Raw genomic sequence first — 24430 nt, 5'->3', positions numbered from 1 at the left:
TTTATTTTGTAAGTTTCTATAAAATTTCATGGATATAACTTAGCGCTTGGATGCATTATGCGCGATATTCGTAAGGGGGCGGCGCTCGGAGTTGCGAGGCGCGCCCGCCCCCTTACCAACCCCCACCCGCGCGACGCTAGCGGGGCGAGCTACGCTCGCGTTAAATTTAAACTGCGGACTGCGTCCGCGCTTATTTTACATTGCGGCTACGCCGCATGAAGTTTTAGCGAAAAGCCAAGTTACAAATTCTGCGGCGAAATTCTATGTCTAAATCATTCGCGCTCACGTCTAAAGCAAAAAGACCTTCTAGCCTAAGCCTAAAGCGATACGACCTTTGAGCCGAAGCCTCCTTCTGCGGGCGTGCCGTCGCGAAAGCCCTTGACGCTGGGGTGCGATTTTAAAAACTCCTTTACCGCGAACGCGAGCTTGCCAGTGCCGATGCCGTGCTTTACGATGATCTCATCAAAGCCCATCACGAGGCTTTGGCTGATGAATTTATCAAGCCTGCTGATTGCTTCCTCGGCGCGCAAGCCGTGCAGATCGAGCACGAGCGACGCGGAGGCGGGCTTTTGTACCTTGATGCTGATGTTTTTTACGGGCGCGGGTGTCGCCGCACCGCTGCGCTTTAGCTCGCTAAGCGGTACGCGCAGCCTGATGCCATCGCTTAGCATCAGCGCCTGGGTTTTGCTGAGCGATAAAATTTCGCCCTTGATCTTGCCGTATTTTACGCGATCGCCCACCTTGAAGCTTTGCGGCTCGGGCGCGCTGAGCTCCGGCTGCTGCACGGCTCGTGCGAGCTCGTTTGCGCGGTTTATGGCACGCTGCTTTTCGCGCACGTCGCTTAGGCTCACGCTGCGTTTGGCCTCCGAAATGGCGCGGTAGTATTCGTTTTGCAGCCTTGAAAGCTCCGCCTTCAGCTCGCTTTGCGCGCGCGCGCGCTGATCTTTTAGCGCTTCGCTCAGCGCGTCTAATTTCTCTTCTTTTTGCTGCGTCTGGGCTAGTTTTTGTTTTAGCTCAAGCTCTAAATTTATCGCTTTTGAGATCGCTTCGTTCAGGTTTTCTTTGTTTTCGCCGTAGTTTTTGCGCGCCGCAGCGATCAAATTTTGCGCTATACCGTAGCGCAGCGCGGTTTCAAAGGCGTAGGATTTGCCGATCGTGCCCTTTAAAAACTCATATTTCGGCGCGCTGTTTTTCTCGTCGTAAAGCGCCGCCAGCAGCTCCACGCGTGGATCCTTTGCAAGCAGCATCGCTAGGCGCTTGTGATGGGTGGTGATGATCATCTTCACGTCGCCGCCTATCAACTGCTCGATCATCGCGCCGTATAGGCTCGCAGCCTCCTCAAAATCGGTTCCCAGCTCGATCTCATCGACGCCGATTAAAATCTCTTTGCGCCCGAAAAGCTTGCTAAATGCAACCATCCTGCCCGCGAAGGTCGAGATGTCATTTTTGGAGTTTTGCGGATCCTCCATTATGAGCTCGAACTCCTTAAAGGTGCCGATGCGGCTGAGGCTTGCGCGAATAGGCATCGGAAGGAGGTACTTAGCTAGCAGCGCCGCGCTTAGAATGCTTTTTAAAAGCATCGATTTTCCGCCCGCATTCACGCCGGTGATGAGCAGAATTTTACCCGTAAATTCTACGCTCACGCGCTTTGGATTTTTAAGCGCGGGGTGGGCGAAGCTGTCTAGGACGATGTCGCGCGAGGGCCCCGGCAAGACGAACTCATAATCGCTCGCTCTTGCCATCGCGGCGCGCGCAATCAGCGCGTCGATCGCATCGAAAGCGGCGTTTATAAATTTTAAAAAAGCTAAATTCTTATTAAAAACCGCACTGATCTGCTTGCAGTGCTCGAAAACGATCTGCTCTTTTTTATCCAAAATCGCGCTTTGAGCGGACTTCAGAGCCGCGATCGCGTCTGGAAGCACGTAAAAATAGCCTCCGCTTGATCGCGCTACGACGCTGCCTTTTAGCACGTGATTAAAGCCGCCGCGCACCAGCAGAGCCTCGGTGTCGCTTATGTAGTGGATCTGCGTGTCGGCGAGATACGGCGAAAGGGCTTTGGAATAGATCAGCCTTTTTAGCGTCTGCTCGATCTCGCCTCTTTTTATCTTAAACGCCTCGTTCAGCGCGCCGAAGCGCTCGTCTATCGCGTCGCGAAAGCTGCCTTGATCGTCGAAATAATCCTTTAATTGCGCGATGGGCTCCGGGATCTCGATCTTGGCAAGCCAAGCGGCGAGTTTACCCTCGAAGGGCTGCTTTTTGAGATACAGAAAATATCGGACGATCTTGCTGAACTCGTAAATTTCGCTGATATGAAGCACGCCGTGCTTTGAGATGCGCATCAGCGCGTCGTCTAGGTTTGCAACGCTCTCGCACTGCGCGAGATCAAATTTCGTAAGCTCCGAAATTTTTTCAAAATTTAGCTTACTATCGCCGCTTAAAAACAGCGGCTTTTCGCGCGCCAAAAAGCTTTTAAATTTGGCTAGATACTCGCCCAGATCGAGGCGCGTAAAGAGTTCGTCACTGATCATAAACGCACTCTTTGATCTTGTAGGTTTTACCCTTAAACTCCGCGCCTGCGCTCTTTTTAGCGATGAAAGCGCCCAGCGAAAAGGAGTAGGTGAAGCTCTCTCGCGTTACGATCTGCGCGGAGCCTTGCTCTTTGTCTGCGGCGAAATTTTGCGTAGCTTTAGAATTTTGAGCGGAGCCTTGAGGATCGGAGATTTGCGTGTCGCTTTGTCGCATGGAATTTTGTGGCGCGAGGCTCTGCGTATCGTTCTGCTGCGTAGAATTTTGCGAAGTAGGGCTTTGTGCAGAATTTTGTCCGCCCGAAACAGCGCCGCTAGTTTGCGCGGCGGAAGCCTGCTCGTTCGTTTGTGCCGCGGAACTTTGCGTATCATTTGCTTGTGCGGCGGAAGCGACCTTGTCCTGCGCATTTAAATTTACTTCGCCGGCTTGCGAGCCCAAATTTTTCGCATCCGCGCCGCGCGTTTCAGAAGCGGAATTTATCGCGCCGCCGCATCTTAATCTGGCGCCTGCATTAAATTTAAACACCATCTCCTCCTCAAGCTTGGCGGAGCGCTCGCTCGCGCTTTCATAAAAATACGCTCCCGCGCACAGCAGCACGATCAGCGCCGTGGCGATGATTTTAGCCCTTTTGCTTAAAATCTCGTCCCGCACGAAAAAGATCGCCGCGATAAATAAAAACGCGAAAATAAACACCAAAAATCTCAAATTTTATCCTTGCCCGCCCGTAGCGGAGTTTGTCTAATAAATTTGGCGAGAGCTTTCAAGCTTAAAATTCTCCGCGCAGCTGATAGGTGATGTCGCCTGCGCCAAATCCGATCACGAGCCCGTCGTTTATGATGTGGCGGACGCCGAAAATATCGCTAAATTCTATCCGCTCGCCGTTTCTAAAGACCCGCTCGGTAAATAGCGCGCCCAGTCCCTTAAACTCCTCTTTCAGATCGATGCCGTTGCTAGGCTCGCCCGCGGCGTAAACGGGCAGTACGACTAACTCCTCCACGCCCGCAAAGCACTCCTTAAAAGCGTTTAAATTCGCCTTAAGCCTGCTGAAGCGGTGCGGCTGAAAGATCGCCGTGATCTTGCTAAGACCTAGCAGGCTAGCGTATTCGCGCGCGCTTTGCAGAGTCGCTCTGATCTCGGTGGGGTGGTGGCCGTAATCATCTATGAGCACGAAGTTTGGGGTGGCGCACAGGATGTCGAAGCGCTTTTTGATCCCTTGGTAATTCAGTAAATTTTTGCGGATCTGCTCTAGCCCCGTCTCGCACGCTGCGGCAAGGATCGCTAGCGACGCGTCTATGGCGATGTGCCTTCCTAGCCCGTAAACCTCGAAGCGTCCGAGCTCTTTAAGATTAAAACTCATAAACGGCTGATGATCGCGCAGCAGCACCTTCAGATCCGTTATGTCGCGCGAAGGAAAGAGCTTGATACAGCCGAGCTTAATCGAGCTTAAAAACTCATCCTCGGCGTTTATCACGCGGATCTTGGCGCGCTCTAAAAAGCCGCGATACGCCGCGTGAAATTTATCCAAATCGTTGTCGTAATGATCCATATGCTCGGGCTCGGCGTTGGTCACGACCGCGACGTAGGGGTTGGAATTTAAAAAGCTCGAATCGCTCTCGTCGGCTTCGAAGATGATATTTTCGCTGTTTTCGTATTTCATATTCGAGCCGAACTGCTTGGAGATCGCGCCGATGATGACCGAGCCGTTTATCAGCGCCGAGGTTATCGCGCTCGTGGTGCTTTTGCCGTGCGCGCCGGCGACTGCGAAGACGCGCTTGTCTTTTAGCACGAAGGGCAGGGCTTCCTTGCGCGAGAGGCAGACGATCCCCTTTTTGCGCGCAGCTTGCAGCTCGACGTTGTCCTCTTTGATCGCGGCGGAGTAGATGACGATCTCCTGATCTTTGATCGCCGAAGCGTCGTGCGGCGTGATGATCTCCATGCCGTCCGCTCTTAGTTTGTAAGTCGTCTCGCTCTCTTTGATATCCGAGCCTGAGATGATAAAATTTTTCTCGTGTAAAAATCTCGCTAATGCCGATATTCCTATGCCGCCGATGCCAATAAAATGAACCTTTTTCACCTTTGTCCTTAAATATTATAATAGATAATTACGTTTAAATTTTTAAATCCCGCGTCGGCGAAATTTAAAAATTTAAACATTTCGCGCCTTGAAATTCGTCTTTAAATTTTACGAGCTCGCAGCGTCGGGCAGCCTCGGTAGCTGCCAAACCGCTTTTAAAATTTAGCGATCTAAATTTACCTTTAGAATTCGCCTTTTAAAATTTGAGCGCTCGAAATTCCGCGCTCAAAACTCCGCTTCGAAACGGCGGGCTTAAAATTTACGGCTCAAACTCGCCGTTAAAACCTCGCAGCGAGCGAGAAGCCGTTTGCTGCCGCGCCTGCCGCATCGTATCGCGCCCTGAAGCCGCGTAAATTTCGATAAATTTCATCGCACGCCGACTTTAAATTTAACGCCCGAAATTTTGCCGCTTGGGCTTTGCGGCAAAACCTATTCGCCGCTTTGCGCTTTAAATTTATGCGGCTAAATTTAAAATTTCGACGAAATTTTAAATTTCGGTGCGCCCGTTGATCGCCTTTATCAGCGAGAGCATATCGACGTTATCTAAGCTCACGCCCGTAGGCACGCCTTGGGCGAGCTTGGTAAATTTCAAACCCAGATCCGCGAGCTTATCCTCGACATAAAGCATGATCCCGTCGGAATTAATGCCCGGCGTCAGCGCGAAAATCAGCTCGCTCGCGCCGTTTTGCTCCACCATGGCGCGCAAAGCCTCCACCGTCTCTTCGCCGGCGCTTTGCAGCACGAAGTAGCGGCCGTTGTAAATTTTATTGCTCTCTAAAATAAAGATATCTTTGGGGTTTTCGACGATGCAAATTTTATCGCTTTCGCGCTCCTCGTCGGCGCAGTATTCGCAGATCTCGCCCTCGCATACTGCTCCGCAGATACGGCATCTATGCAGTCCACGCACCGCCTCTTCGATATTGTGCGCTAAATTTAGCCCCAAAAAGGAGTTTTGCACGCTTACGTAGTAGGCAAAGCGCAGGGCGGACTTTTTGCCCACGCCGGGGAGCTTTTCAAAGCTTGCGACGAGCTCTTCGAACCTGTCTGTGCCGCTCATATAGCGCCCTTCGGCGAAAAGACGATCGAGAAGTAGTGCGTACCGTCGCTGTAATTGTACTCAAAGCGGAATTTATGCAGCTCGCAAATTTTATCGATGATGTAAAGCCCGAGCCCCATGCCGGTGGCTTTCTCGTCTTTATTTCTGATAAAGGCCTGCTTATAGTGCTCGAATGATTTTGCAAGCGCCGCGCCGCGGTTGGCGACACTTACTTTATTTTCGTCGCAGATGATGCGGACTTTTTTATCGCTGGAGTATTTTAGGGCATTGTCGATTAAATTTTTAATCGCCAGCGCAAATAGTCCGAAATCCACGTTTATCACCGCATCGCACTCGATATCCGTGCTGATGAGCTCGTCCCAATTATCGAGCATCGACATATCTTTTACTTGCTCTAAAATGAGGCTGAAATGATAATCCTGATAATTTAGCGAGTAGCTTTTTGAGAGCAGTTGCTCGATTTTGGCAAACTCGTTGATTAAAATTTCAAGCCGCTCAAAGACATTTACGAGCCGCTCTTTTTGCGTCTCGTCATCGAGCATCTCCGTAATGAGCCTGCCCTTGCCGATTGGGGTTTTAAGCTCATGCATGATGGTGCGTAAAAACAGCTGGCGCGAGCGGATCAGCTCTTGAATTTTAGCAATCGCGTTGTTAAATTCCTGTGCTACCTGCCCGATCTCATCCTCGCTATGCGTGGCGGCTAAATTTACGTCCAAGTTGCCCTGGGCGAATTTTTTGATATTTTTGCTTAGCTTTTTTAGCGGCGTAAAACTTCGCACGATCGATAAATAAAGCGAGATCAAAACCGCCATCGTAAGCAAAAACCCGACCCAAAGCGGATCGTTTAAATTCTTCGTGCCGAGGCTTTCGAAAACCACGACGAAAGAGTTGTTTTTGATATTTAAAAACAGTGAATTATTATACTCGACCGAGCTAAACTCGCCGATAGAAGTGTCTTGAACGAAAAAAATTTTACCACTCGTGATGATGTTTTGGATGATATTTTTGTCTTTTACAAGCTCCAAGCCGTAGCTGGAGAAGTAGCGCTCAATATCGCTGGGAGGGGCATTACGCTTGTATAGCTCAAGTAGATTATTGACCGCGTTTATTTGATTAGCCTGCATGCTACCTAGAGCTCTATTCATCTGCATTCGTGCGAACGTGATGAAAAGCACGCAGACTAAGATGATCGCGATTACAAAAAAAACCGAAATTTTGGTGATTAAGGAGTGCTTCATCCGATGAGCTTGTAGCCGATACCGCGAACCGAAAAGATATGCTTAGGCGCTTTGGAGCTGTCGCCGATTTTGGTGCGTAGGCGTCCGATGATGACATCTAGGCTCTTTGAATCTTTATCTTTTAGGCTCTTGCAATGGTATACGAGCTGCTCGCGAGATACCGAAAAGCTATGCTGCTTGATTAGGTATTCTAAAATTTCATACTCTGCAGGCGTTAACACGAGCGACTCCTCGCCGAAGTAAATTTCATGGCGCTTATCGTCGATACGAAATACGCTATCCGTGGCGGTTTCTTCCTTTTCGCTAGCTTTTTTATAGCGGCGGATGAGGCTCATGATGCGCGCGTGCATCTCTTTTGGATCATAAGGCTTGGGTAGATAATCGTCCGCACCGATCTGAAGGCCTACGACGCGATCGCTCACGTCGCTTCTAGCCGAGCTGATGATGATCGGAATGTCGTATTTTTCGCGGATCTCTTTGCAGACCTCAAGTCCGTCCATCCCAGGAAGCGTAAGATCCAAAATCAGCAGATCGTAGTTTTTGATCCCAGCGCTAATGCCCAGATACGGGTCTTCGAAGTTTGTAACTTGGATGTTAAATTTAGCCAGATATTCGGTTAGAAGCTGTGCAAATTCGCTGTCGTCTTCTATCATCAATACATTTATCATTTTTTATCCTTTGCATCGTTGATTTGAAATTTTAAATATTGCATTATACATAAAAATAGTTAAGTCTTAACTTGCGTTTTATTAAATTTAGATAAAATTGCCCCTTTTGTATAGTTCAAGGAGAATTTCGTGGAAGAAGATTATTATGAAATTTTAGGCGTGGCGCGCGATGCCGACGCCGAGACGATAAAAAAGGCGTTTCGAAAGCTCGCTTTGGAATTCCACCCCGACCGCAACCAAGGCGACAAGGAATCGGAGGAGAAATTTAAAAAGATCAACGAAGCGTATCAAATTTTAAGCGACGATCAAAAGCGCAGGATGTATGATCGCTACGGCAAAGAGGGCATCAGCGGCGCATACGGCGGCGCGAGCGGCGGAGGGTTTGATTTCGGCTCCATTTTCGGCGATTTTTTCGAGCAAGCATTTGGCGGAGGCGGTCGCTCACGCCCTAGCGATCCATACGGCATAGATACCGAACTAGCCGTAACGCTGGAGTTTAAAGAGGCTTTAGAGGGCGTTCACAAGGAGATAAAATACAAGATCAAAAAGCCGTGCTCCACCTGCGACGCCACCGGCTCGAAGGATAAAAAGAAGCACACTTGCTCCGCTTGCGGCGGCACGGGGCGCGTCGCTGTAAGGCGCGGATATATGAGCTTCATCCAAAGCTGCTCCGAATGCGGCGGCACGGGCGAGATTGTAAAAGACAGGTGTAAGGATTGCGGCGGCAAGGGCTTTACTGAAGAGGACGTGAGCCTTAAATTTGACATCCCCGCAGGTATCGACGACGGACAGCGCGTGCGCCTAAGCGGCAAGGGCAACGTCTCTAAAACCGGCGAGATCGGGGATCTATACGTGATCGTGCGCGTGAAGGAGGATAGCCACTTCCTGCGCGACGGAGACGACCTGTATATCGAGGTGCCGGTGTTTTTTACGCAGGCGATCTTGGGCGAGAGCATCGAGGTGCCGACGCCGCGCGGCAAGGCGGAGCTGAAGCTCAAAGTAGGCACCAAGGATAAGCAGCGCTTCACGATCTACGGCGAGGGCGCGCCGAATATCCGCACCAAGAAAAACGGCGATCTGATCGTGCAGGTAAACGTCCAGACGCCTAAAAAATTGAACGAGAAGCAAGAGGCGCTTTTGCGCGAGCTTCAAGAAAGCTTCGGCAGCAAGGGCGGAGACGACGAGGGGATACTCGATAAAATCAAGAATTTTTTCAAGTAAACTGCCTTGATTTGCCTTTATCTGTTTTGAGCGGTGGTCTTGCGGTTTTATTCACCAAAGTACGGGATTTTCGCTTGGAATCTCGCTAAGAGTTTGGATGTAATTTCGGTGTAAATTTCGTGTCATTATTTGGATAAAATTTAATTAGCATTTAATATTATTTAAATTTAAAGATTCTTAATATTAGTAAAGCAAATTAAAATTTTTATAATTAAGAGGTAGGATGATGTTAAAACAAATTTTAAATGTAGCGTTAGCATATGTTGGGGTTATTGTCGGTGCTGGATTATCGTCCGGTCAGGATCTGATGCAATATTTCGTCAGTTTTGGCAAATGGGGTATTCTTGGAGCCGTTATTCTTGGTATCCTCAATGCCGTCTTTGGTAAAATCATTATTACATTCGGTAGTTATTTTAGATCCAATGATCACTTTGAAGTTCTTTCACAAATTGCTGGATCTATCACTAATAAAATTCTTGATATTTCTTTAATTATTTGCTGTTTTGTGGTAGGTTTTGTCATGATTGCCGGGGCTGGATCAAATCTTAATCAGCAATTTGGCATGCCATTCTGGTCAGGAGCACTCCTATGTGCCGTATTGATAATCCTTGTTAGCTTTCTTGATTTTGAAAAAATCACGAATGTGATCGGAATATTTACGCCTATTATTTTTATCATGATTATGATTATGGCAGTGTATACCTTTGCAAGTCAACGTTTTGATTTTAAAGAATTAGAAACAATTGCAAATACAATCTCTACTCCAATGCCAAATATCTGGTTTTCTGTTCTGAATTATTTTTCGCTCTGCGTTATGACAGGTGTATCAATGGCTTTTGTATTAGGGGGATCCATTATGAGGATTGGTGTAGCAGAAAAAGGTGGTACTTTGGGTGGATTTATAATCGGTATTATCATCACAGTTACAACCTGTATCTTATATGCAAATGTAAAACTTGCAACGACTGTTGATATTCCTATGTTGGCTATTGCCAAACAGATTCACCCTGCATTTGCGTTTGTGTATGCACTTGTTATCTTCGGCTTGATCTTTAATACTGCTTTCAGTTTGTTCTATGCCTTAGCAAAACGTTTCTCATCTAATCAATCAAAACGTTTTTATCCAATTATGATTGGCACCGTAGTTGTAGGGTATATATTATCCTTTATGGGCTTTAAAAAATTAGTATCGATTATGTATCCAATTCTAGGTTATATTGGTTTTATAATGTTGATGGTATTACTAATTGGGTGGATCAAAGAGAGGTCAAATATTAGAGATGAGAAGTTTTTGCGTCGCAAGATGATTCGGTTGATCACAAAAAAATATGATGATGAACAGGAATATACGAAGGCAGATAAAGAAAAATTTCAGAAGCTGGGTGAGGATTCAATAGTTGATACTAAAAGTATTAAAAGCGATATCAAAGATCTTGTCAAAGAGCAGTTCACTGATGATAACAAATAAATAAAGTTCAAAAAAAATAAAGAAAGAACGATTATTTGAATTGGTTGAATTTTAAAGGGCGGTAAAGGATTTCGCTTGAAATAAAAAGAGCTCGGGAAACCTTGATTAGCCTAATTCAATATAATGATTTTAAAAAGATTAAATCAAACATATTTTCTGTTCTTTATCGTAAAAATTTCAAAATAAAAGCAACTATGAATTTAAAAAGGACAAAGATGGATCGCAAAAACGAACCTGCGAATTTCAGATCCGCAGATGATGAGATGTTTGCGTTTTTATCGAGCTTGGGCGATCGCTGGCGGGTGAGCGAGGGCGGAGTGAAATTTATAGAGGAAAATTTCGCCCTCATCGGCTCCAAGCCCGTCTTGCGGGGTTCGAAAGATTACGCGACCGCGGACTGCCTGAACTTTGCCGGTGCCAGAAGCTTCATAGACGCAAACCCCACGGTAAAAGCAAGGATTTTAGGCGGCGAAATCCGCTATCTGGGCGATAGCCTGACGAGCACCGAGGTTAAATTTGCGCCCGAATATTTTTACGATTTTTTAAAATTTATAATGGAGCAGGTCCCAGAACACCACTATTTTTTCAGCCCTACCGCGCGCTGGCTCTTGCTGGTTGCGATGGAGAAATACGTGGAATTTGCGGCTTTAGATTAGCGTTTGCGCCCGCGAAAATTTGCGAAATTTCGCCGCCTGTGCCGCGCAAATTCGGACCGGGCTACGGCCTGCTACAGCGTGGGGCGAAAGAGGAGTGAAAGATCGGTTGAAATTTATCGACTGCAAAGATCTGCCGCAGTGACGCAAAATTTAAACGAGCGCTCCGTTCGCGAACTAGCCCTTGCCTAGCTTGATACGTGCCCTAAAATCGGGCATGATCTGCGCGATGAGCGCGTAAAAATCCGCTCCGTGGTTTGCGTGGATGAGGTGCGCGAGCTCGTGCAGCACGACGTATTCGACGAAGCGCGGATCCCGCTCTATCAGGCTTAGCGAGAAGTTGAGATAGCCCTTTGCGTGGTTGCAGCTGCCCCAGCGCGTCTGCATTTTGCGTACCCGCACCCGCGCGATCTTGCGGCCTATCCGCGGGGAAAATTTCTCGATATAGCGCAGATAAAGCTCAAGCGCAAAGACCTTTTTAAACGCCGCAAACTCGCCCTCGCTCTTGCAAAAGATCACGTCTCGTGACATGAAAATTTTATCTTTAAATTTAGAGCTTTGGATAAAATTTTTGATCGTAAAATCGGGCTCGTCGCGCTCCGCCGCTTGCGCGCTTTGTGCTACATTTTGCGGCGCGTTTTCGCTCACGGCTTTTGAAGTTCCTTCATTCACAGCCGGTTTAAATTTTAAAATTCCTTCGCCCACGACAGAGCTAAAATTTGAAATTTCTCTGCTTGCAGCGGGTTTTAAATTTGAAATTCCCTCACCCGTGACAGGTTTAAATTTTAAAATTTCGCCCCTTGCGGTAGGATTAAATTTAAAATTTTCGCCGTTTGAGGTGGAGCTAAATTTGCCAGCATCGCTGCTTTGCGGAATGCACCCATCCGAGTGAAATTTTAAATTTTCGCCACCTTCCAGGCTTGCGTCCTCTCGCGCGAGATTAAATTCCAAATCTGCGTCCGCTGCGCCATTTTGTGCCGCCGTATTTATAAACCCGCTGCTTTGTCGCATTTCACTCTGCTGCGCTAGCCCTTGCGCAGCATCGTCCGGTAGGTTAAATTTTAAATCCTCGCCCGCCGCACTACTTTGCGAAGTGTGTTCGCCCGAGTGAAATTTTAAAATTTCACTTCCCGTGGCGCCGCACGCACCGTCACCCGTGCCGCCCGTAGCATTGTTTGCGCTGCCTCTCACATCGTCGCCGTTACTGCTTATGTCCGCGCCGCTTTGTAAATGAGCCGAATGTACGCCGCCGCGCACATGGCTTACGCCGCTGCCTACGCAGCCCTGCGCATCGCCATTGTCTAAATTTTTACTCGCGCCGCAGTTTGCGTCGAGCCCGACCTCGCGGCTAAATTTCAGCTTGTAAATTTTGCCTAAAATTTTAACCTGATCGCTTGCTAAAAGCTTGCTTCGCAGCCGCTCTAGCGTTTGGCGGATCCAGCTTTCGTGCTTTAGGATGAAATTTTCTGCCTGCGCTGCGGTGTAGGAGCGCGGTACGCTGACGCTGATCTCACACTCTTTATTGATGCGGATGCGCGCGTATTTCATCCGCTTAAAACGTAGACTGATCGGCAGGCCCAGCAAATTTAGACTAACTTTTTGCTCTGCCATTTTTTACTTATCCATCGCACTGTATTCGCGCTGCCGCGCAGCCACTCGTCGCAGAAAAACCCGATCCAAACGCCCAAAATTCCATATCCCAAATGGATACCTAAAAGCCAGCCCACCGGGATCGATACGCCCCACATAAAGATCACGCCCATCACAAATGGAAACCTCGCGTCGCCGCTTGCGCGCAGGGCGTTTACGAACACGATATTAAGCGTCCGTCCGAACTCAAGCCCGAGCGTTAGGTAAAAAAGCGGCCTCATAACCTGCTTGTGCGCCTCGCTTAGGCTCAACATCTCCATGATCTGCTCGCGCGCCAAAAACACGATCGCGACGAAAAGCGCCGTCGCCCTGAGCCCGAAGCGCAGCGCGGTAAAAGTGTGTCGGTACGCCTCCTGCGGCTTGGCGGCGCCTACGAGGCGGCCTACGATCACTTCGTTTGCCATACTGATCGCGCTTCCGCCGAAGAAGATGAATGATGAAATTTGAAAATAGATCGTCTGCACGGTAAGGCTCGCCTCGCCCATGCTCGCGACGAAGGCGAAGGCGACTAGATACTGCACGATCCACAGCATGTTTTCGCCAGCGCTCGGAAGCCCTACGGATAGAATTTTGCGCAGTGTAGCGAGCTTGATCTTTAAAAACATCGTGAGGTAAAATTTTATCTTTAGCACCTTCGTGATGATGAGGAAGAATAAAAATACGCCGATCATGCGCCCCGCGATCGTGCTCACGCCGATGCCCTCAAGCCCGTAGTACGGCAGTCCGAACGGCCTAAAGAGAACGACGTAGTTGCCCGCGAGCGTCACTAGATTCATCACCACGGAGACTGCGATGATGAAATTTGCGTATCCATAGACGCGTACGATGGCGCTAAGCACGATCGCGACGGCGTCTATCGCAAAGACGATGCTGATGACCTTAAGATAGATCGCGCTTTCGCTCAAAAGCTCGGCGGGCACTTGCAGCGCGCGGAGTAAAAACGGCGCGCAGCTAAAGACGAAAACGCCGCTGCAAAGCCCCACGAGCGCGTTGAATGCGATGCTTGTGTGGATCGCGCGCATCGCTAGGACTTTGTTTTTCGCTCCAAGCGCCTGCGCTACGAGTACCGAGCAGCCCACGGCGAGGAAACCGAAAACGGTGACGAAGAGCAAAAATATCTCGTTGCCCGCCCCCAGCGCGCCCACGAGCGAGACGTCCACGCGCGAGATCATGTAGGTGTTGATAAACGTGGTTACTAGGCGCAAAAACATATCGACGTAGATTGCGAGCGAGAGCCTTAGTAGCGAGATTTCTTTCATATTTTGCCTTTATTCGGGGAAATTGTAGCCGAAAATTCTTTTAGGTTTGCTTTTGCGCAGGGGTGAGCGGAGTTGCTTTCGCGCGCCGTGCGATATGCGTAAAATTAGAATTTACGGCGCCCGGCGCGAATATGCGGTGATTTAGCGCAGACGAGCGGTTGATTTCTTTGGCGCTGCGACGGCGGCGAATGGGTGGTTTTAATAAACGGAGCGCGGAATTTTAAACGCAGATGTTTTTAAACGGGCGTCAAGCTATCTCAATAGATTTTGCTTAAATATCGCTAGGATAACGATCGAATAGCTGGGTTCGTCTATTAGATACGGGATTACGAAACCCTTAAATACAAAATCTCTAATTTTATCATCGTCAAAGCTTTTTGATCTACGAAATTTGTACGGCATAAAGCCAAGCTCGCCTGCTCGCGTAAAAAGCTCGTTTTTAAAATTTTCCGCCGCATCCTCTGAGCGCTCTGCGATAAATTCTACGATCTTGCTAAGTTGCGCGCGAAATCTTTTAGACTGGATTATTTTCAATTTTTCCAGCCCTTGCCTAGCTCCTCAAAGCCGCTTAGATCGCCGTTTGCGTATGATTTTAAGTCCGCATCCATTCCGTTTTTTATCTCGTCGTAACTTTCGCCTGATCTAAACTCCGATAAAATCGTTTCTAAGCTTTTCTCGCCGCTTAGAGTGATCTGTGCGGCAGGATCGATTTTTAAAAAAAGCTTCTTAAAAGTTTCGAGAGTATCGCGATCGACGCCGCTTTGGATCTGCATAGTGATCATTTTGGCTCCTTAAATTTTAGCGATTATAGCAGCTCATAGCTAAATTTAAAATTCCAACCGTTTTAGAGCCAAAGCTCATAAAATTTTAAAATTTATGCTCGCTAGATCGAATTTCGCTTCCTCATGTGGATCGTAAAGTGTTCCGACGCGTCCTTAAAGCCGCACTTTTGTAGAAATTCTCCGGCGCCCTCAGCCTTGTGCAGAGGGGTCACGACAAAGGTGGTGGTGTGCGCAAAGCGTTTATTAAAGGCATTTACGAGCGCCGTACCGATACCGCGCCTTTGATAATCCTTATGAACTATCACGCAGTAAAGATAGCTCGTAGCAAAGTTGTCGCGGTCGCAAAACGCCTCCAGCACCCCCACGGTCTTGCCCTGCATTTTGGCGATCGCCACGTAATCATAGGTGCGCCACACCCTGTATGTCTCGTGCGGCGGCACGGAGGCTGCGTTTTGCTCCGTATCCCAGCCGATCGAGACCATTATCTCATCCAGATCGCTAGGCTTAAAATCGGCGGAATTTTCTAAAATTTCAAACTCCATCTTCGCTCCTTAATTGAAATAGCTTTTCAAATCGCAAGTATATCGCCGCAGCTTTAAAACGGCATTAAATATCAATTAGCGGCTCTTGCGGCGAGGTTTAAATTTTAAAATTTAAAGGCGCAGTAGGGCGCGGAGCTTAAATTTAAACTCGAATTTAAAATTCTAACCATTTACCGCAATTTGATATAAACTCGGCAAAATTTTCCCAAGGATCCCCGATGCAAACGCTTGATTTTCACGTCCATCTGCTAAGCAAGGAGGTGCGCTTCGACCGCCCTTACGACAGGCTCGCGCTGCGCCTTTTCGGCAGGCGCTTCGGTATAGACGTATCGCGCGCGATCAAAGAGCCATATGAAGCCTATGTGGACGCTCTGCTCGGCGGGCTTAGAGCTTCGAAATACGTTAAAAAGGCAGTGCTTTTCGGCGTAGATGCTAAATTTAGCGACGCGGGCGAGCTAATCCATCGCGATAAGACCGTCTGTGCGGACAACGACAGCGTGTTTGAAATTTATCAAAAAAACCCTGATCTCATCGTGCCGTTTTTTAGCATCAATCCAAAGCGAGCAGACGCGCTAGATGAGATCGATCGCTGCTTCGAGCTCGGATTTAAGGGGGCGAAATTTTTACAAAATTATTGGGATCTGGATACGAGGCTGCCCCGCTACGTGCCGTATTTTGAAAAGCTCGCCAAGCTCGGCTTGCCGCTGGTGATCCACATCGGCAACGAAAGCTCGGTGCCGAGCAATCGCCGCTGCGAGGCGCTGGAGATGATCTACGCGCCGCTTGAGCTGGGTGTTACGACGGTGTGCGCGCACATGGCGATTAACTATGAGTATTCACATATTTTTCGTGCGCTCTCGCGCCGCCCGCGAAATTTCGGACACGATTATTTCGCGCTTCTGGCGCTTCTGCGCACGCATAAAAACCTCTACGCCGACGTTTCGGCGCTGATGACGCCGGTGCGCGCGAAAGCCCTGCCCCATCTAGCAAGCCAAACGGACGTGCACTCGCGCTTGCTTTACGCTTCTGACTTTCCGGTGCCGTATTCTGCGATATACAATACCTACGACCTGCGCCTGTCGCAGCGTATCGCGCTGCATAAAGAGCCCAATCCTTTCGATCGCAACGCGCGCGGACTGCTCGCGTATTTCGGCGAGGAGAGCGAGCTGTGGAGCAACTACAAAAAAATTCTGCCCTTTGCGTAGACGGTGAAATTTAGGATGTGCGGTTAGAATTCGGTGCATTTGCAGCTTTTCGCAGTTGGTTCCGAGCAAATGTAGCAAATGACATAGTGAGCGCGAGTAATGGAGCGGTCGGCGCTGTCTGTATAGCGAGATAAAAGGCGAAACGTGCGTCGGGCAAAGCGCTCAGTAGAGAGCTGATAATGAAGCATGCGCCGCGAAATTTCGCAGGGCAAAATTCCGCAAACGGGTAATTCGCAAAATTCTGCAATTCCGCCGCCGCAAATTCGGCAGGTATCGGCTTGGTGCGCCTGCCAGACGCTAAATTTTAAAATTTAAACCTAGCGGCGTGTATCGTAGCGCCGAAGCGCTCTTTGGCGCTACGCAAATTTTGAAATTTCGGCGGTAAATTTAGCCCGCCGGTAAACTAAACAAAACGGCGGGATCATACACGGCGACGCGCTGCTGTTTAAATTTAGCTTGCAGGTGCGCTAATTCTAGCCGTGAGACGATTTGCTTCAAATTTTATAATGACGGCTCGTTTGAAATTTTAAACCACTAGCGCAATCTGCAAAAATTTAGCGCTATCCTGCCTGAAATTCGCATTACGCCGTGCCGCCTGTGCCGCATCGACGTCGAGTCGTATGATTTACGCTCAAAACTGATTCACACTTATCAAAGCCGCTAAAGCACCGACGACGCGCTGTGTCATTCGCGCCGAATTGCGCTGCACCATTCTTGTCGCATTACTTGCACTATAAAATTTCAACGTAGGTTTGTTTTAAATTCCATTGCATCGCACAAAAAACCGTTGTGCGAGAAATCCTGGCGGCGACTAGCTTTAAATTTACGCTTCGTGCCGCTTCTTGGCTCGTTTCTTTTAATTTCTCACCGCACTTTATTCTGTCGCCAAATTTTAAAATTTGCTCGAATTTTAGGAGTTTACCAGCTTTAAAAGCGCCTTTGAAATTCTTGCGATCTCATCTTGCATATGCCCGCCCGGATTTTGCTCAAACTCCGCTTTTGCGCCCGCGCCGCGGCATTTTGCGATGAAATTTCGCGCCGTCTCGCCGCAGAGTGCTCCGCGCGGATTTTTCGGGTTCATCTCGGCCTCGCCCAAGGATGCGTAGACGTGCGCCAGCCCCCTTTGCGGCGAGTGCGCGGCGACGAAGGCATCAAAGCCGCTAAACCAAAACGACGCCGAGACGCAGGCGATCTTTTGAAATTTATCGCTCGCAAACGCCGCATACGCGCTAAAAAGTCCAGCCAGCGAGTATCCCGCGCAGGCTCGCCACGTAGGCTTTCTCTCGCCGAATACGTGCCGCTCGATACGCGGGATCAGCTCGTCCGTAAAATTTTTCAAGTGCGCCGCGCCGCCGCCTGCGAAATCGCGCACCCCCTTAAACGGTGATTTTGCCGCCCACGGGCTGAGCTTATCGCCCCACTGCGCTTCGTTTAGATAGATCGCCGCAAGCACGAAATCTGCGCCACTTCGTCGCGAGACGAGTTCGTAAATTCCGCCCGTACCGGTCGCGCCAAAGTTCAAGACGTGCAGGTAGATGATCGGCGCGGACGCGGCTTCTTTTGTAAAGGAGGGCGCAGCCGCAAAAGACGGCGCGTGCGGAGCGAAAATTTCTACGCGCAAGCCGTTAAATTCCAAACTTTGCATCGCTGAACCTTTAAAAGTTATTAAAATTTAATAGAATTTTGTGTAAAATCACCGAATTTAACACTAGAGGAACTTAAAATTGGCTTTGATCGAGCTTATCGATGTTACGAAAAAATTCGGCTCTCACGTCGTTTTAGACGGCGTAAATTTCGCACTGGACGCTAACGAGCGCGTCGCCGTGATCGGCAAAAACGGCGGCGGCAAGTCCACGCTGATGAAGATAATTGCAGGTCTGTGCGAGATCGATGAGGGACGCGTGATCACTCAAAACGGGCTAAACATCCAGATGCTCGCTCAAACGCCTAAATTTGACGAAAATCTCTCGGTCAAAGACGCGTTGCGAAGGGAGCTAGCTGAAATTTACGCCGCCCTTGGCGAATACGACGCGATCTCGAGCAAAATCGCCGCACAGCCCGAAAACAAGGAACTTTTAGCGCGCCAAGACGAATTGATTAAATTTATCGAGGCCAAGGACGGCTGGCAGATCGATAATAAGATCGAGCAGGTGCTGCAAAATTTCGGGCTTAAAATTTATGAAAACCGCTCCGTTTGTACGCTTAGCGGCGGCGAAATTCGTCGCGTGGCGCTGGGCGCGCTGGTGCTTAAAAAGCCCGACGTGCTGCTGCTGGACGAGCCCACGAACCACCTCGACGTCTATATGGTGAAATTTCTAGAGGATATGCTGCTTAGCTCGAAGCAGACGATTGTTTTTATCAGCCACGATCGCTACTTCATCGACCGCTTGGCGACGCGCAGTATCGAGATCGAAGAGGGTAAAATTTCAAATTTCGACGGCGGATATGAGAACTATCTGAGGCGCAAGCAGGAGATGCTTGCTTCGCTCGAAAAGTCCCACGAGACGCTGCTTAAACAGCTGCGCGCCGAGGAGGAGTGGCTGCACCGCGGCGTAAAGGCGCGCCTAAAGCGTAACGAAGGGCGCAAGGCGCGTATCATGCAGATGAGGCAAGATGCGAAGAAAAACCCGGGCGCGATCCGTCGCGTGCGGCTCGAGCTGGAGCGCGCGAGCAGGAGCTTTAACGGCACGGGCGGCGACAATCGCAAAAAGATGCTCTTTGAATGCACGAATATCGGTAAAATTTTAAACGGCAAGGTGCTTTTTAAGGGCTTTTCGGCGCGGGTTTTGCAGGGCGAGCGCATCGGCATAGTAGGCGCCAACGGCGCGGGCAAAAGCACTCTGCTTAAAATTCTACTCGGCCGCAGCAAGATCGATGCGGGCGAAATCAAACGCGGCGAGATCAGGATCGGCTACTTCGATCAGACCCGCAGCGGCATCACGGACGATAAAAGCATAATCGAAATTTTCTGCCCCAACGGCGGCGATCACATAAGCGTCCGCGGCAGCTATATGCACGTCTATGGGTATTTGAAAAATTTCTTATTTCCGAAGGAGTTTTTGGATAAGCCCGTCGGCGTGCTTAGCGGCGGCGAAAAGAACCGCTTGGCGCTTGCGAAGCTCTTTACCGAGCAGTACGATTGCCTGATCTTGGACGAGCCTACGAACGATCTTGATATCGCGACGATCAATATTTTGGAGGATTATCTACTAAGCTTCGAAGGTGCGGTAATCATCGTAAGCCACGATCGCTATTTTATCGATAAGATCACGAATAAGCTTTGGGTTTTTGAAAAAAACGGCGTCATCGATCAAATTCAAATGCCCTATTCGCAGTATCTGGAGTTTGAAGACGAGATGGCGGAGATCGATCAAATCGAGGCCGACGCTGGCGCGAGCGCAAGCGCAGAGGAGAGCGGTCGCGAAAATAAAAAGGAAAAAACGAGTGCTGCAAAACTTAGCTACAAACAGAATAAAATTTTAGAAGAGTATCCCGCTAAAATCGAGGCTATCGAGGCGCGCATAAAGGAGCTAAATCACGCGCTTTCGACGCCTGAAATTTATCAAAAGCTCGGGATGCAGGGGCTTTTTGAAGAGCTTGAAGAAAAAAGAGGAACGTTAAACAGTATGGAAAATGAATATTACGAAGTGCTTTCGCTCGCCGAGAGCCTAAAGTAGGCGCGATGGTTTGGTTTTTGATCTTTTTATACGCGCTTTACACGATTTATAAAATTTCGCTCGATCTGCTTGAGCTAAGCTTCATCCGCGCCAAGCTAAAGGAGCCTGCGGTGGTGCTTAGCGAGGAGGATTATCGCAAGGCGGGCGAGGTCGGCGCGGTAAATTTAAAATTTAATATATTTTCGCACTGCTTTTCTTTTGCGGTGGCGCTTATTTGGATACTTGCGGGCGCGGGCGCGTTACAGCGCGCGATATATGATCTAGCGGGCGATGGGATTTTGGCGGGAAGCTGCTTTGTAACGGCGTTTTTAATCATCGGCGGCGCGATATCGCTTCCGCTTGAAATTTATAAAACCTTCGTCAAAGATCGCCGCCTAGGCTTTTCCACGATAACGCCCGCCGTTTTCGTAAAAGACACGCTAAAATCGCTCGTACTCACGCTGGTTTTCGGCTTTGCGGTAGCCTCTGCGCTCGTTTTTTGCGTAAATAGCCTGGGCGCGCACTGGTGGGTCTGGGGCTTTCTGCTAAGCTTCGGCATAGTTTTACTGATAAATTTAATCTATCCGACCGTTATCGCGCCGCTGTTTAATAAGATGCAGCCGCTAGAGCACGGCGAACTCAAAGAGCGCATAGAGGGGCTTTTGCAGCGCTGCGGCTTTAAAAGTAGCGGCGTTTTTACGATCGACGCGAGCAAGCGCGATAAGCGCCTAAACGCCTATTTCGGCGGCTTCGGAGCGACGAAAAAGGTCGTGCTTTTCGACACGCTCATAGAGAAGCTTAGCGAGGATGAAATTTTAGCCGTTTTAGGGCACGAGCTCGGTCATTTCAAACACGGCGACATTTTGAAAGGCTTAGCGCTTAGCTTCGTGCTTTTGGGCGCGACATTCGCGGTATTTGGAAACCTTCCCGGGGGCGTGTTCGGCGCGCTAGGACTTAACGCAGACGGCGGTGCGACGCTAGTTTTTATGATTTTGTTTGCGCCGATCTTGCATGCGTTTTTTGAGCCCGTAATCTCCAAGCTTAGCCGCATGCACGAATTTAGCGCGGACCGACATGGCGCTAGCATGCAGGATAAAGAGAGCATGATCGGCGCGCTAAAGAAGCTGGGCAGCGAAAACAAGGCGTTTCCGCTCGCTCATAAAATTTACGCCGCGGTGTATCATTCGCACCCGAGCCTGTACGAACGTATAAGAGAGCTTGATGAGGATCGCTGAGGCGCTAAGATGGGGCTTGGGGCAGTGCGGCTCAAAATACGTCGCGCGCGAAATTTTAAAGCTTTGCGAGCGACTTAGCGACGAAGAGCTAGTCCTAAGATGCTCGGAAGAGCTCGCGCATGAAGCGGAATTTCGCGCTAAGATCGTTGAATTTAAAGACGGCCGCCCGCTTGAATACATCACGCAAAGCTGCGAGTTTATGGGCTTTAAATTTTACGTCGACGAGCGGGTGCTGATACCGCGCTGCGAGACCGAAATTTTAGTAAAAAAGACGCTTACTTTGGCGCAGAGCTTGGGCAAGCCGCGCATTTGCGAGATCGGCACGGGCAGCGGTATAATCGCTATCTGCTTAAAAAAACTCCTTCCTTCTTGCCGCATCACGGCCAGCGACATCAGCGCGGATGCGCTTGAGGTGGCGCGCGCAAATGCCGCAAATTTGGGCGCGGACGTCGAGTTCGTACACTGCGCCTACGCAGATGAGATCGCGGGCGAGTTTGATCTCATCGTCTCAAATCCCCCATACATCGCAAACTCCTACGCATTGGACGCGCGCGTGCTGCAAGAGCCGAAAACGGCGCTGTTTGGCGGCGAGAGGGGGGATGAAATTTTAAAACGCATCGTGCTGATCGCCGCACGGCGCGCAAAATTTCTAGCCTGCGAGATGGGCTACGATCAAAAGCAGAGCCTATCGGCGTTTTTGCGCGAGCAGGGCTTTAGAGCGGAATTTTACAAAGATTTGGCGCAGTTTGATCGCGGATTCGTCGCGCGGAATTTAAACAGATCGTAGGCGCGCCGTGCAAAGCTCGCAACTACGCAGGCTGCTTTATTACAAAGCGTTCGGCTACCGCTACGTAGGCGCCGAAATTTTAAGCGGCGGCGAGCGATTTTTTAAGGCGCTGGACGCGCTGCGATCCGCTACCGCCGAGTGCAATCTCTGCGAGCTTGCTAAAACGCGCACGAGCTCTAGCGAGCAAAATTTTAAAAATTTCAAAACTATCAAAAATTTTAAAAATTCTAAAACTCCCGCGGACATAAAACTTATGATCGTGGCTCTTGCGCCGAGCTCTAACGAAGGTTTTGGCGGCAGTTTGGAGGCTGAGGTAGCAGCGGCACTGGATCAAATTTGCGCGCCGGAAGAAATTTATTTTAGCTTTTAATAAGGTGCGCAGTGCCGCAAAATAGGCGCATAAGCTCGGAAATAATTTTAAAATGCGCGCCCTATCTAACCGATGAGATCAAAATTTTAAAGCCCAAAGTCGTGCTCTGCCTAGGGGAGCTCTGCTGTAAAATCGTACTGCGAAACGGCGATCTAGCGGGCATGGACGTGTTGCACGGCTCGGTCTTTAACGAAGGCGGCATCAGCTTCGTGCCGAGCTTCGATCCCGCATTCATCGCGCAAAATCCGAGCAAGGCGGAGCTTTTCAAAGAGGATTTGCAAAAGATAAAAGAGCTGCTGTGAGGCGCATTTGAGCGCTTTTTGCGTGCTTTTGATTTTGCGCGCAGCTTTTTGCGTGGGCGCCTAGTTCGTGGATTGTGCCTACGCAGATGAGATCGCGGGCGAGTTTGATCGGTCTAAATTTTGCGGACGAGCGGGATTTGGCGAAAAAACACGGGCTCGAACCGCGGCGAGTTTAAATTTAAAAGCGAGAAAATTTCATAAAGCGGCGAAGTAGGGCGAATTTAGCGCCATTGCAAAATTCTGATATTTCAATTTTTGTTTTATATCTAGCTATTTGGGGCGTGCGAGGGATTTCCGTCGCGATGTAGCATCAAAATTTAAACCTTAACGCCGAGCGAAATTCTATGTCTTAAATTTTATCTCGCCTGCAAATTTTATTTTGCCTAAGAGCTCTGTATATCCTTAAATTTTACGCCGAAAGCCGATCTGCGCTATGTTTGTGCCACACACGACTAGGCAAATTTCAACTCGCGAGATAAATTTATCTCAAAGATTTGAAAAATTCTAAAATTTCGGCGCTAAATTTGATCGGTTTGCCGTCTTTTACGAAGGCGATTTTTACGTCCTGCGCGTATAAAAGCTCGCTGAAATCCGTGTTTTTAATATCTTTGATCTTGTAAATTTCTTGCCGCAAAAGGGCGCTGGCGTTTTTGAGCGCGGCTAGGCTCGTGCGAATCTCAAGCGTGTCGCCGAGGCGCGCGGGGCGGAGAAATTTAGCGCAAAGCTCGCTAACTACGAAGTGTGCGTCTGTGCGCGCGAAGTCCACCCCTGCCTGCATAAGCGCCTCGCTGCGCGCCCGCTCGCAAAATTTTATATAGTTGGCGTGATACACGATGCCCTGCGCGTCGGTATCTTCGTAGTAAATTTTAATCTGCATCGGCTGCGCTTTGCTCCGGTGCTGCCTTTTTCGCGGCGAGGGCGGGGAGGATTTTTGCGAAAAACAGCACCGTTTGAAACACGACGATGAGTTTCATACACCACTCGCTAGCCGCGTGGATTTGGACAAATTCCGGCGTCATCGTCGCTTCTGCACCGATCTTTTGGGTGTTTATGACGTAGTCGGTAAAGTAAAGCACGAAAAGTAGGGCAAGTATGATATTTATGAGCGTCAGCATCAGAGTCGAAAGGCGCAAGCGAAAGGATTGCGATTTGTTGTTGTTGAAATTTATCATCTCAAAAACGAGGCAGATGATCGAGACTGCGATGAGGATGCCGCCGTATTTTACGAAGATCTCGCTCATTAGCTTGCCGCTTTGAAAGTGCGATAGCACGCCATCTCCGATAATATGCTGCGGGAAAAATACCACGGGCGCGACGAGTGCGCCGAGCGAGAACTCGATGCCGATAAGGGCTGCGATGATGAAGATATAGATAGAAAAAATTGCGCGCATAGAAATCCTTTTAAATTTTGATAAATTTTAAATCGGACGTGATTATAGCGAAATCTTATAATCGTGCGCTTAAGTGTTTTGCAAGTAGGTTTTATGCGCGAATGGGTGCGGTCAGTGGTTGCGATATTGCGACATATCGCGGTATAATCAAATTTTAGTTTGGATGCGGTCGTTTGCAAAATTTATAAAATTTTTACGGAGGCTGGAGATGAAATTTGTCTCAGGAATGCTAAGCATAAATTTCATTTATGAAATTCGAAATTTTCCAATTCGTTTTTTAAAATTTCTCACAATTATTCAGCCCCCTTTAAGCATCGCTCTTGTATAATCACAATTCTGTTTCGCA

The 24430-nt window shown here is 49.0% G+C and carries 23 protein-coding genes; 9 read left to right on the top strand and 14 right to left on the bottom strand.

Going from position 1 to position 24430, the window contains the following annotated elements:
- Nucleotides 1–317: 317 nt before the first annotated feature.
- The 6 genes from Q0620_RS10770 to Q0620_RS10745 all read right to left on the bottom strand — a co-directional run bounded on the left by Q0620_RS10770 (nucleotide 318) and on the right by Q0620_RS10745 (nucleotide 7563).
- On the bottom strand, nucleotides 318–2528 hold the full coding sequence (locus Q0620_RS10770) for an endonuclease MutS2 (RefSeq protein WP_298785167.1): 2211 nt from the start codon (nucleotides 2526–2528) through the stop codon (nucleotides 318–320).
- The gene (locus Q0620_RS10765) at nucleotides 2518–3231 is read right to left on the bottom strand and encodes a hypothetical protein (protein ID WP_298785166.1); all 714 of its coding nucleotides are present in this window, start codon (nucleotides 3229–3231) and stop codon (nucleotides 2518–2520) included. The genes Q0620_RS10770 and Q0620_RS10765 overlap by 11 nt, the downstream gene beginning before the upstream one ends.
- Nucleotides 3232–3292: 61 nt before the next feature.
- A complete protein-coding gene (gene murC / locus Q0620_RS10760) occupies nucleotides 3293–4600 on the bottom strand; it encodes a UDP-N-acetylmuramate--L-alanine ligase (protein WP_298785164.1) in 1308 nt (435 codons plus the stop codon).
- A 487-nt stretch (nucleotides 4601–5087) separates the two neighbouring features.
- Complete coding sequence (gene recR, locus Q0620_RS10755; RefSeq protein WP_298785163.1) at nucleotides 5088–5657, bottom strand: recombination mediator RecR; 570 nt, start codon at nucleotides 5655–5657, stop codon at nucleotides 5088–5090.
- Nucleotides 5654–6895 (bottom strand): ArsS family sensor histidine kinase, encoded by a 1242-nt coding sequence (locus Q0620_RS10750; RefSeq protein ID WP_295153002.1) that lies wholly within the window; start codon nucleotides 6893–6895, stop codon nucleotides 5654–5656. Before Q0620_RS10750 ends, recR begins: the two co-directional genes overlap by 4 nt.
- On the bottom strand, nucleotides 6892–7563 hold the full coding sequence (locus Q0620_RS10745; protein ID WP_005870149.1) for a response regulator transcription factor: 672 nt from the start codon (nucleotides 7561–7563) through the stop codon (nucleotides 6892–6894). Before Q0620_RS10745 ends, Q0620_RS10750 begins: the two co-directional genes overlap by 4 nt.
- Before the next feature lie 129 nt (nucleotides 7564–7692).
- Here Q0620_RS10745 and dnaJ point away from each other — a divergent pair, with 129 nt between their 5' ends.
- From dnaJ to Q0620_RS10730, 3 genes are all read left to right on the top strand, one after another.
- Nucleotides 7693–8784 (top strand): molecular chaperone DnaJ, encoded by a 1092-nt coding sequence (dnaJ, locus tag Q0620_RS10740; RefSeq protein ID WP_298785162.1) that lies wholly within the window; start codon nucleotides 7693–7695, stop codon nucleotides 8782–8784.
- 223 nt (nucleotides 8785–9007) lie between these two features.
- On the top strand, nucleotides 9008–10252 hold the full coding sequence (locus Q0620_RS10735) for a hypothetical protein (protein ID WP_297900348.1): 1245 nt from the start codon (nucleotides 9008–9010) through the stop codon (nucleotides 10250–10252).
- Between the two features lie 215 nt (nucleotides 10253–10467).
- Nucleotides 10468–10908 (top strand): hypothetical protein, encoded by a 441-nt coding sequence (locus Q0620_RS10730; RefSeq protein WP_298785161.1) that lies wholly within the window; start codon nucleotides 10468–10470, stop codon nucleotides 10906–10908.
- A 174-nt stretch (nucleotides 10909–11082) separates the two neighbouring features.
- Here the strand turns inward: Q0620_RS10730 and Q0620_RS10725 are convergent, their stop codons facing one another.
- The 5 genes from Q0620_RS10725 to Q0620_RS10705 all read right to left on the bottom strand — a co-directional run bounded on the left by Q0620_RS10725 (nucleotide 11083) and on the right by Q0620_RS10705 (nucleotide 15138).
- Nucleotides 11083–12516 (bottom strand): M48 family metallopeptidase, encoded by a 1434-nt coding sequence (locus Q0620_RS10725; protein ID WP_298785160.1) that lies wholly within the window; start codon nucleotides 12514–12516, stop codon nucleotides 11083–11085.
- Nucleotides 12492–13814, bottom strand: a complete 1323-nt coding sequence (locus Q0620_RS10720) for an MATE family efflux transporter (protein WP_298785157.1) — start codon at nucleotides 13812–13814, stop codon at nucleotides 12492–12494. Before Q0620_RS10720 ends, Q0620_RS10725 begins: the two co-directional genes overlap by 25 nt.
- A gap of 252 nt (nucleotides 13815–14066) precedes the next feature.
- Nucleotides 14067–14348 carry a type II toxin-antitoxin system RelE/ParE family toxin gene (locus Q0620_RS10715; protein ID WP_298785156.1) on the bottom strand — a complete coding sequence of 94 codons (282 nt, stop codon included), beginning with the start codon at nucleotides 14346–14348 and terminating at the stop codon, nucleotides 14067–14069.
- Entirely contained in the window at nucleotides 14345–14596 is a 252-nt protein-coding gene (locus Q0620_RS10710) for a hypothetical protein (protein WP_298785153.1), read from the bottom strand. Before Q0620_RS10710 ends, Q0620_RS10715 begins: the two co-directional genes overlap by 4 nt.
- A 101-nt stretch (nucleotides 14597–14697) precedes the next feature.
- On the bottom strand, nucleotides 14698–15138 hold the full coding sequence (locus Q0620_RS10705; protein ID WP_298757405.1) for a GNAT family N-acetyltransferase: 441 nt from the start codon (nucleotides 15136–15138) through the stop codon (nucleotides 14698–14700).
- Nucleotides 15139–15356: 218 nt separating this feature from the next.
- Here Q0620_RS10705 and Q0620_RS10700 point away from each other — a divergent pair, with 218 nt between their 5' ends.
- On the top strand, nucleotides 15357–16343 hold the full coding sequence (locus Q0620_RS10700; protein ID WP_298785151.1) for an amidohydrolase family protein: 987 nt from the start codon (nucleotides 15357–15359) through the stop codon (nucleotides 16341–16343).
- Nucleotides 16344–17253: 910 nt separating this feature from the next.
- Here Q0620_RS10700 and Q0620_RS10695 read toward each other — a convergent pair.
- On the bottom strand, nucleotides 17254–17988 hold the full coding sequence (locus tag Q0620_RS10695) for an alpha/beta hydrolase-fold protein (protein WP_298785149.1): 735 nt from the start codon (nucleotides 17986–17988) through the stop codon (nucleotides 17254–17256).
- Between the two features lie 79 nt (nucleotides 17989–18067).
- On the opposite strand from Q0620_RS10695, the gene abc-f reads away from it, so the two are divergent.
- Genes abc-f through Q0620_RS10670 form a run of 5 tightly spaced genes read left to right on the top strand, consistent with a single transcriptional unit; the run spans nucleotide 18068 to nucleotide 22693 of the window.
- Entirely contained in the window at nucleotides 18068–20020 is a 1953-nt protein-coding gene (abc-f, locus tag Q0620_RS10690; RefSeq protein WP_298785147.1) for a ribosomal protection-like ABC-F family protein, read from the top strand.
- 5 nt (nucleotides 20021–20025) lie between these two features.
- Nucleotides 20026–21234 carry a M48 family metallopeptidase gene (locus Q0620_RS10685; protein WP_298785145.1) on the top strand — a complete coding sequence of 403 codons (1209 nt, stop codon included), beginning with the start codon at nucleotides 20026–20028 and terminating at the stop codon, nucleotides 21232–21234.
- A complete protein-coding gene (gene prmC, locus Q0620_RS10680) occupies nucleotides 21221–22021 on the top strand; it encodes a peptide chain release factor N(5)-glutamine methyltransferase (protein ID WP_298785143.1) in 801 nt (266 codons plus the stop codon). The genes Q0620_RS10685 and prmC overlap by 14 nt, the downstream gene beginning before the upstream one ends.
- Before the next feature lie 7 nt (nucleotides 22022–22028).
- A complete protein-coding gene (locus tag Q0620_RS10675) occupies nucleotides 22029–22391 on the top strand; it encodes a hypothetical protein (protein ID WP_298785140.1) in 363 nt (120 codons plus the stop codon).
- 11 nt (nucleotides 22392–22402) lie between these two features.
- The gene (locus Q0620_RS10670; protein ID WP_298785138.1) at nucleotides 22403–22693 is read left to right on the top strand and encodes a uracil-DNA glycosylase family protein; all 291 of its coding nucleotides are present in this window, start codon (nucleotides 22403–22405) and stop codon (nucleotides 22691–22693) included.
- 481 nt (nucleotides 22694–23174) lie between these two features.
- Here Q0620_RS10670 and Q0620_RS10665 read toward each other — a convergent pair whose 3' ends face one another.
- Both Q0620_RS10665 and Q0620_RS10660 read right to left on the bottom strand, forming a co-directional pair.
- Nucleotides 23175–23570, bottom strand: coding sequence for a YbgC/FadM family acyl-CoA thioesterase (locus Q0620_RS10665; RefSeq protein ID WP_298785136.1), 396 nt, complete (start codon nucleotides 23568–23570; stop codon nucleotides 23175–23177).
- Nucleotides 23560–24084 (bottom strand): DUF4149 domain-containing protein, encoded by a 525-nt coding sequence (locus Q0620_RS10660; RefSeq protein ID WP_298785134.1) that lies wholly within the window; start codon nucleotides 24082–24084, stop codon nucleotides 23560–23562. The genes Q0620_RS10665 and Q0620_RS10660 overlap by 11 nt, the downstream gene beginning before the upstream one ends.
- Between the last annotated feature and the right edge of the window lie 346 nt (nucleotides 24085–24430).

Origin of the sequence: uncultured Campylobacter sp. (genome assembly GCF_938017615.1) — a bacterium.
Lineage (GTDB): Bacteria > Campylobacterota > Campylobacteria > Campylobacterales > Campylobacteraceae > Campylobacter_B.
Note: the sequence above shows the minus strand (reverse complement) of the source record. Positions and strands in the feature narration are given on the sequence as shown.

Bases quoted from the DNA above. Each gene is read 5' to 3' on its own strand.
- Q0620_RS10745 (WP_005870149.1), bottom strand. From the start codon at position 7,563: ATGATAAATGTATTGATGATAGAAGACGACAGCGAATTTGCACAGCTT.
- Q0620_RS10665 (WP_298785136.1), bottom strand. From the start codon at position 23,570: ATGCAGATTAAAATTTACTACGAAGATACCGACGCGCAGGGCATCGTG.
- prmC (WP_298785143.1), top strand. From the start codon at position 21,221: ATGAGGATCGCTGAGGCGCTAAGATGGGGCTTGGGGCAGTGCGGCTCA.
- recR (WP_298785163.1), bottom strand. From the start codon at position 5,657: ATGAGCGGCACAGACAGGTTCGAAGAGCTCGTCGCAAGCTTTGAAAAG.
- Q0620_RS10770 (WP_298785167.1), bottom strand. From the start codon at position 2,528: ATGATCAGTGACGAACTCTTTACGCGCCTCGATCTGGGCGAGTATCTA.
- Q0620_RS10735 (WP_297900348.1), top strand. From the start codon at position 9,008: ATGATGTTAAAACAAATTTTAAATGTAGCGTTAGCATATGTTGGGGTT.
- Q0620_RS10750 (WP_295153002.1), bottom strand. From the start codon at position 6,895: ATGAAGCACTCCTTAATCACCAAAATTTCGGTTTTTTTTGTAATCGCG.
- Q0620_RS10705 (WP_298757405.1), bottom strand. From the start codon at position 15,138: ATGGAGTTTGAAATTTTAGAAAATTCCGCCGATTTTAAGCCTAGCGAT.
- Q0620_RS10660 (WP_298785134.1), bottom strand. From the start codon at position 24,084: ATGCGCGCAATTTTTTCTATCTATATCTTCATCATCGCAGCCCTTATC.
- Q0620_RS10685 (WP_298785145.1), top strand. From the start codon at position 20,026: ATGGTTTGGTTTTTGATCTTTTTATACGCGCTTTACACGATTTATAAA.
- Q0620_RS10725 (WP_298785160.1), bottom strand. From the start codon at position 12,516: ATGGCAGAGCAAAAAGTTAGTCTAAATTTGCTGGGCCTGCCGATCAGT.
- Q0620_RS10700 (WP_298785151.1), top strand. From the start codon at position 15,357: ATGCAAACGCTTGATTTTCACGTCCATCTGCTAAGCAAGGAGGTGCGC.
- Q0620_RS10710 (WP_298785153.1), bottom strand. From the start codon at position 14,596: ATGATCACTATGCAGATCCAAAGCGGCGTCGATCGCGATACTCTCGAA.
- Q0620_RS10730 (WP_298785161.1), top strand. From the start codon at position 10,468: ATGGATCGCAAAAACGAACCTGCGAATTTCAGATCCGCAGATGATGAG.
- Q0620_RS10695 (WP_298785149.1), bottom strand. From the start codon at position 17,988: ATGCAAAGTTTGGAATTTAACGGCTTGCGCGTAGAAATTTTCGCTCCG.
- Q0620_RS10720 (WP_298785157.1), bottom strand. From the start codon at position 13,814: ATGAAAGAAATCTCGCTACTAAGGCTCTCGCTCGCAATCTACGTCGAT.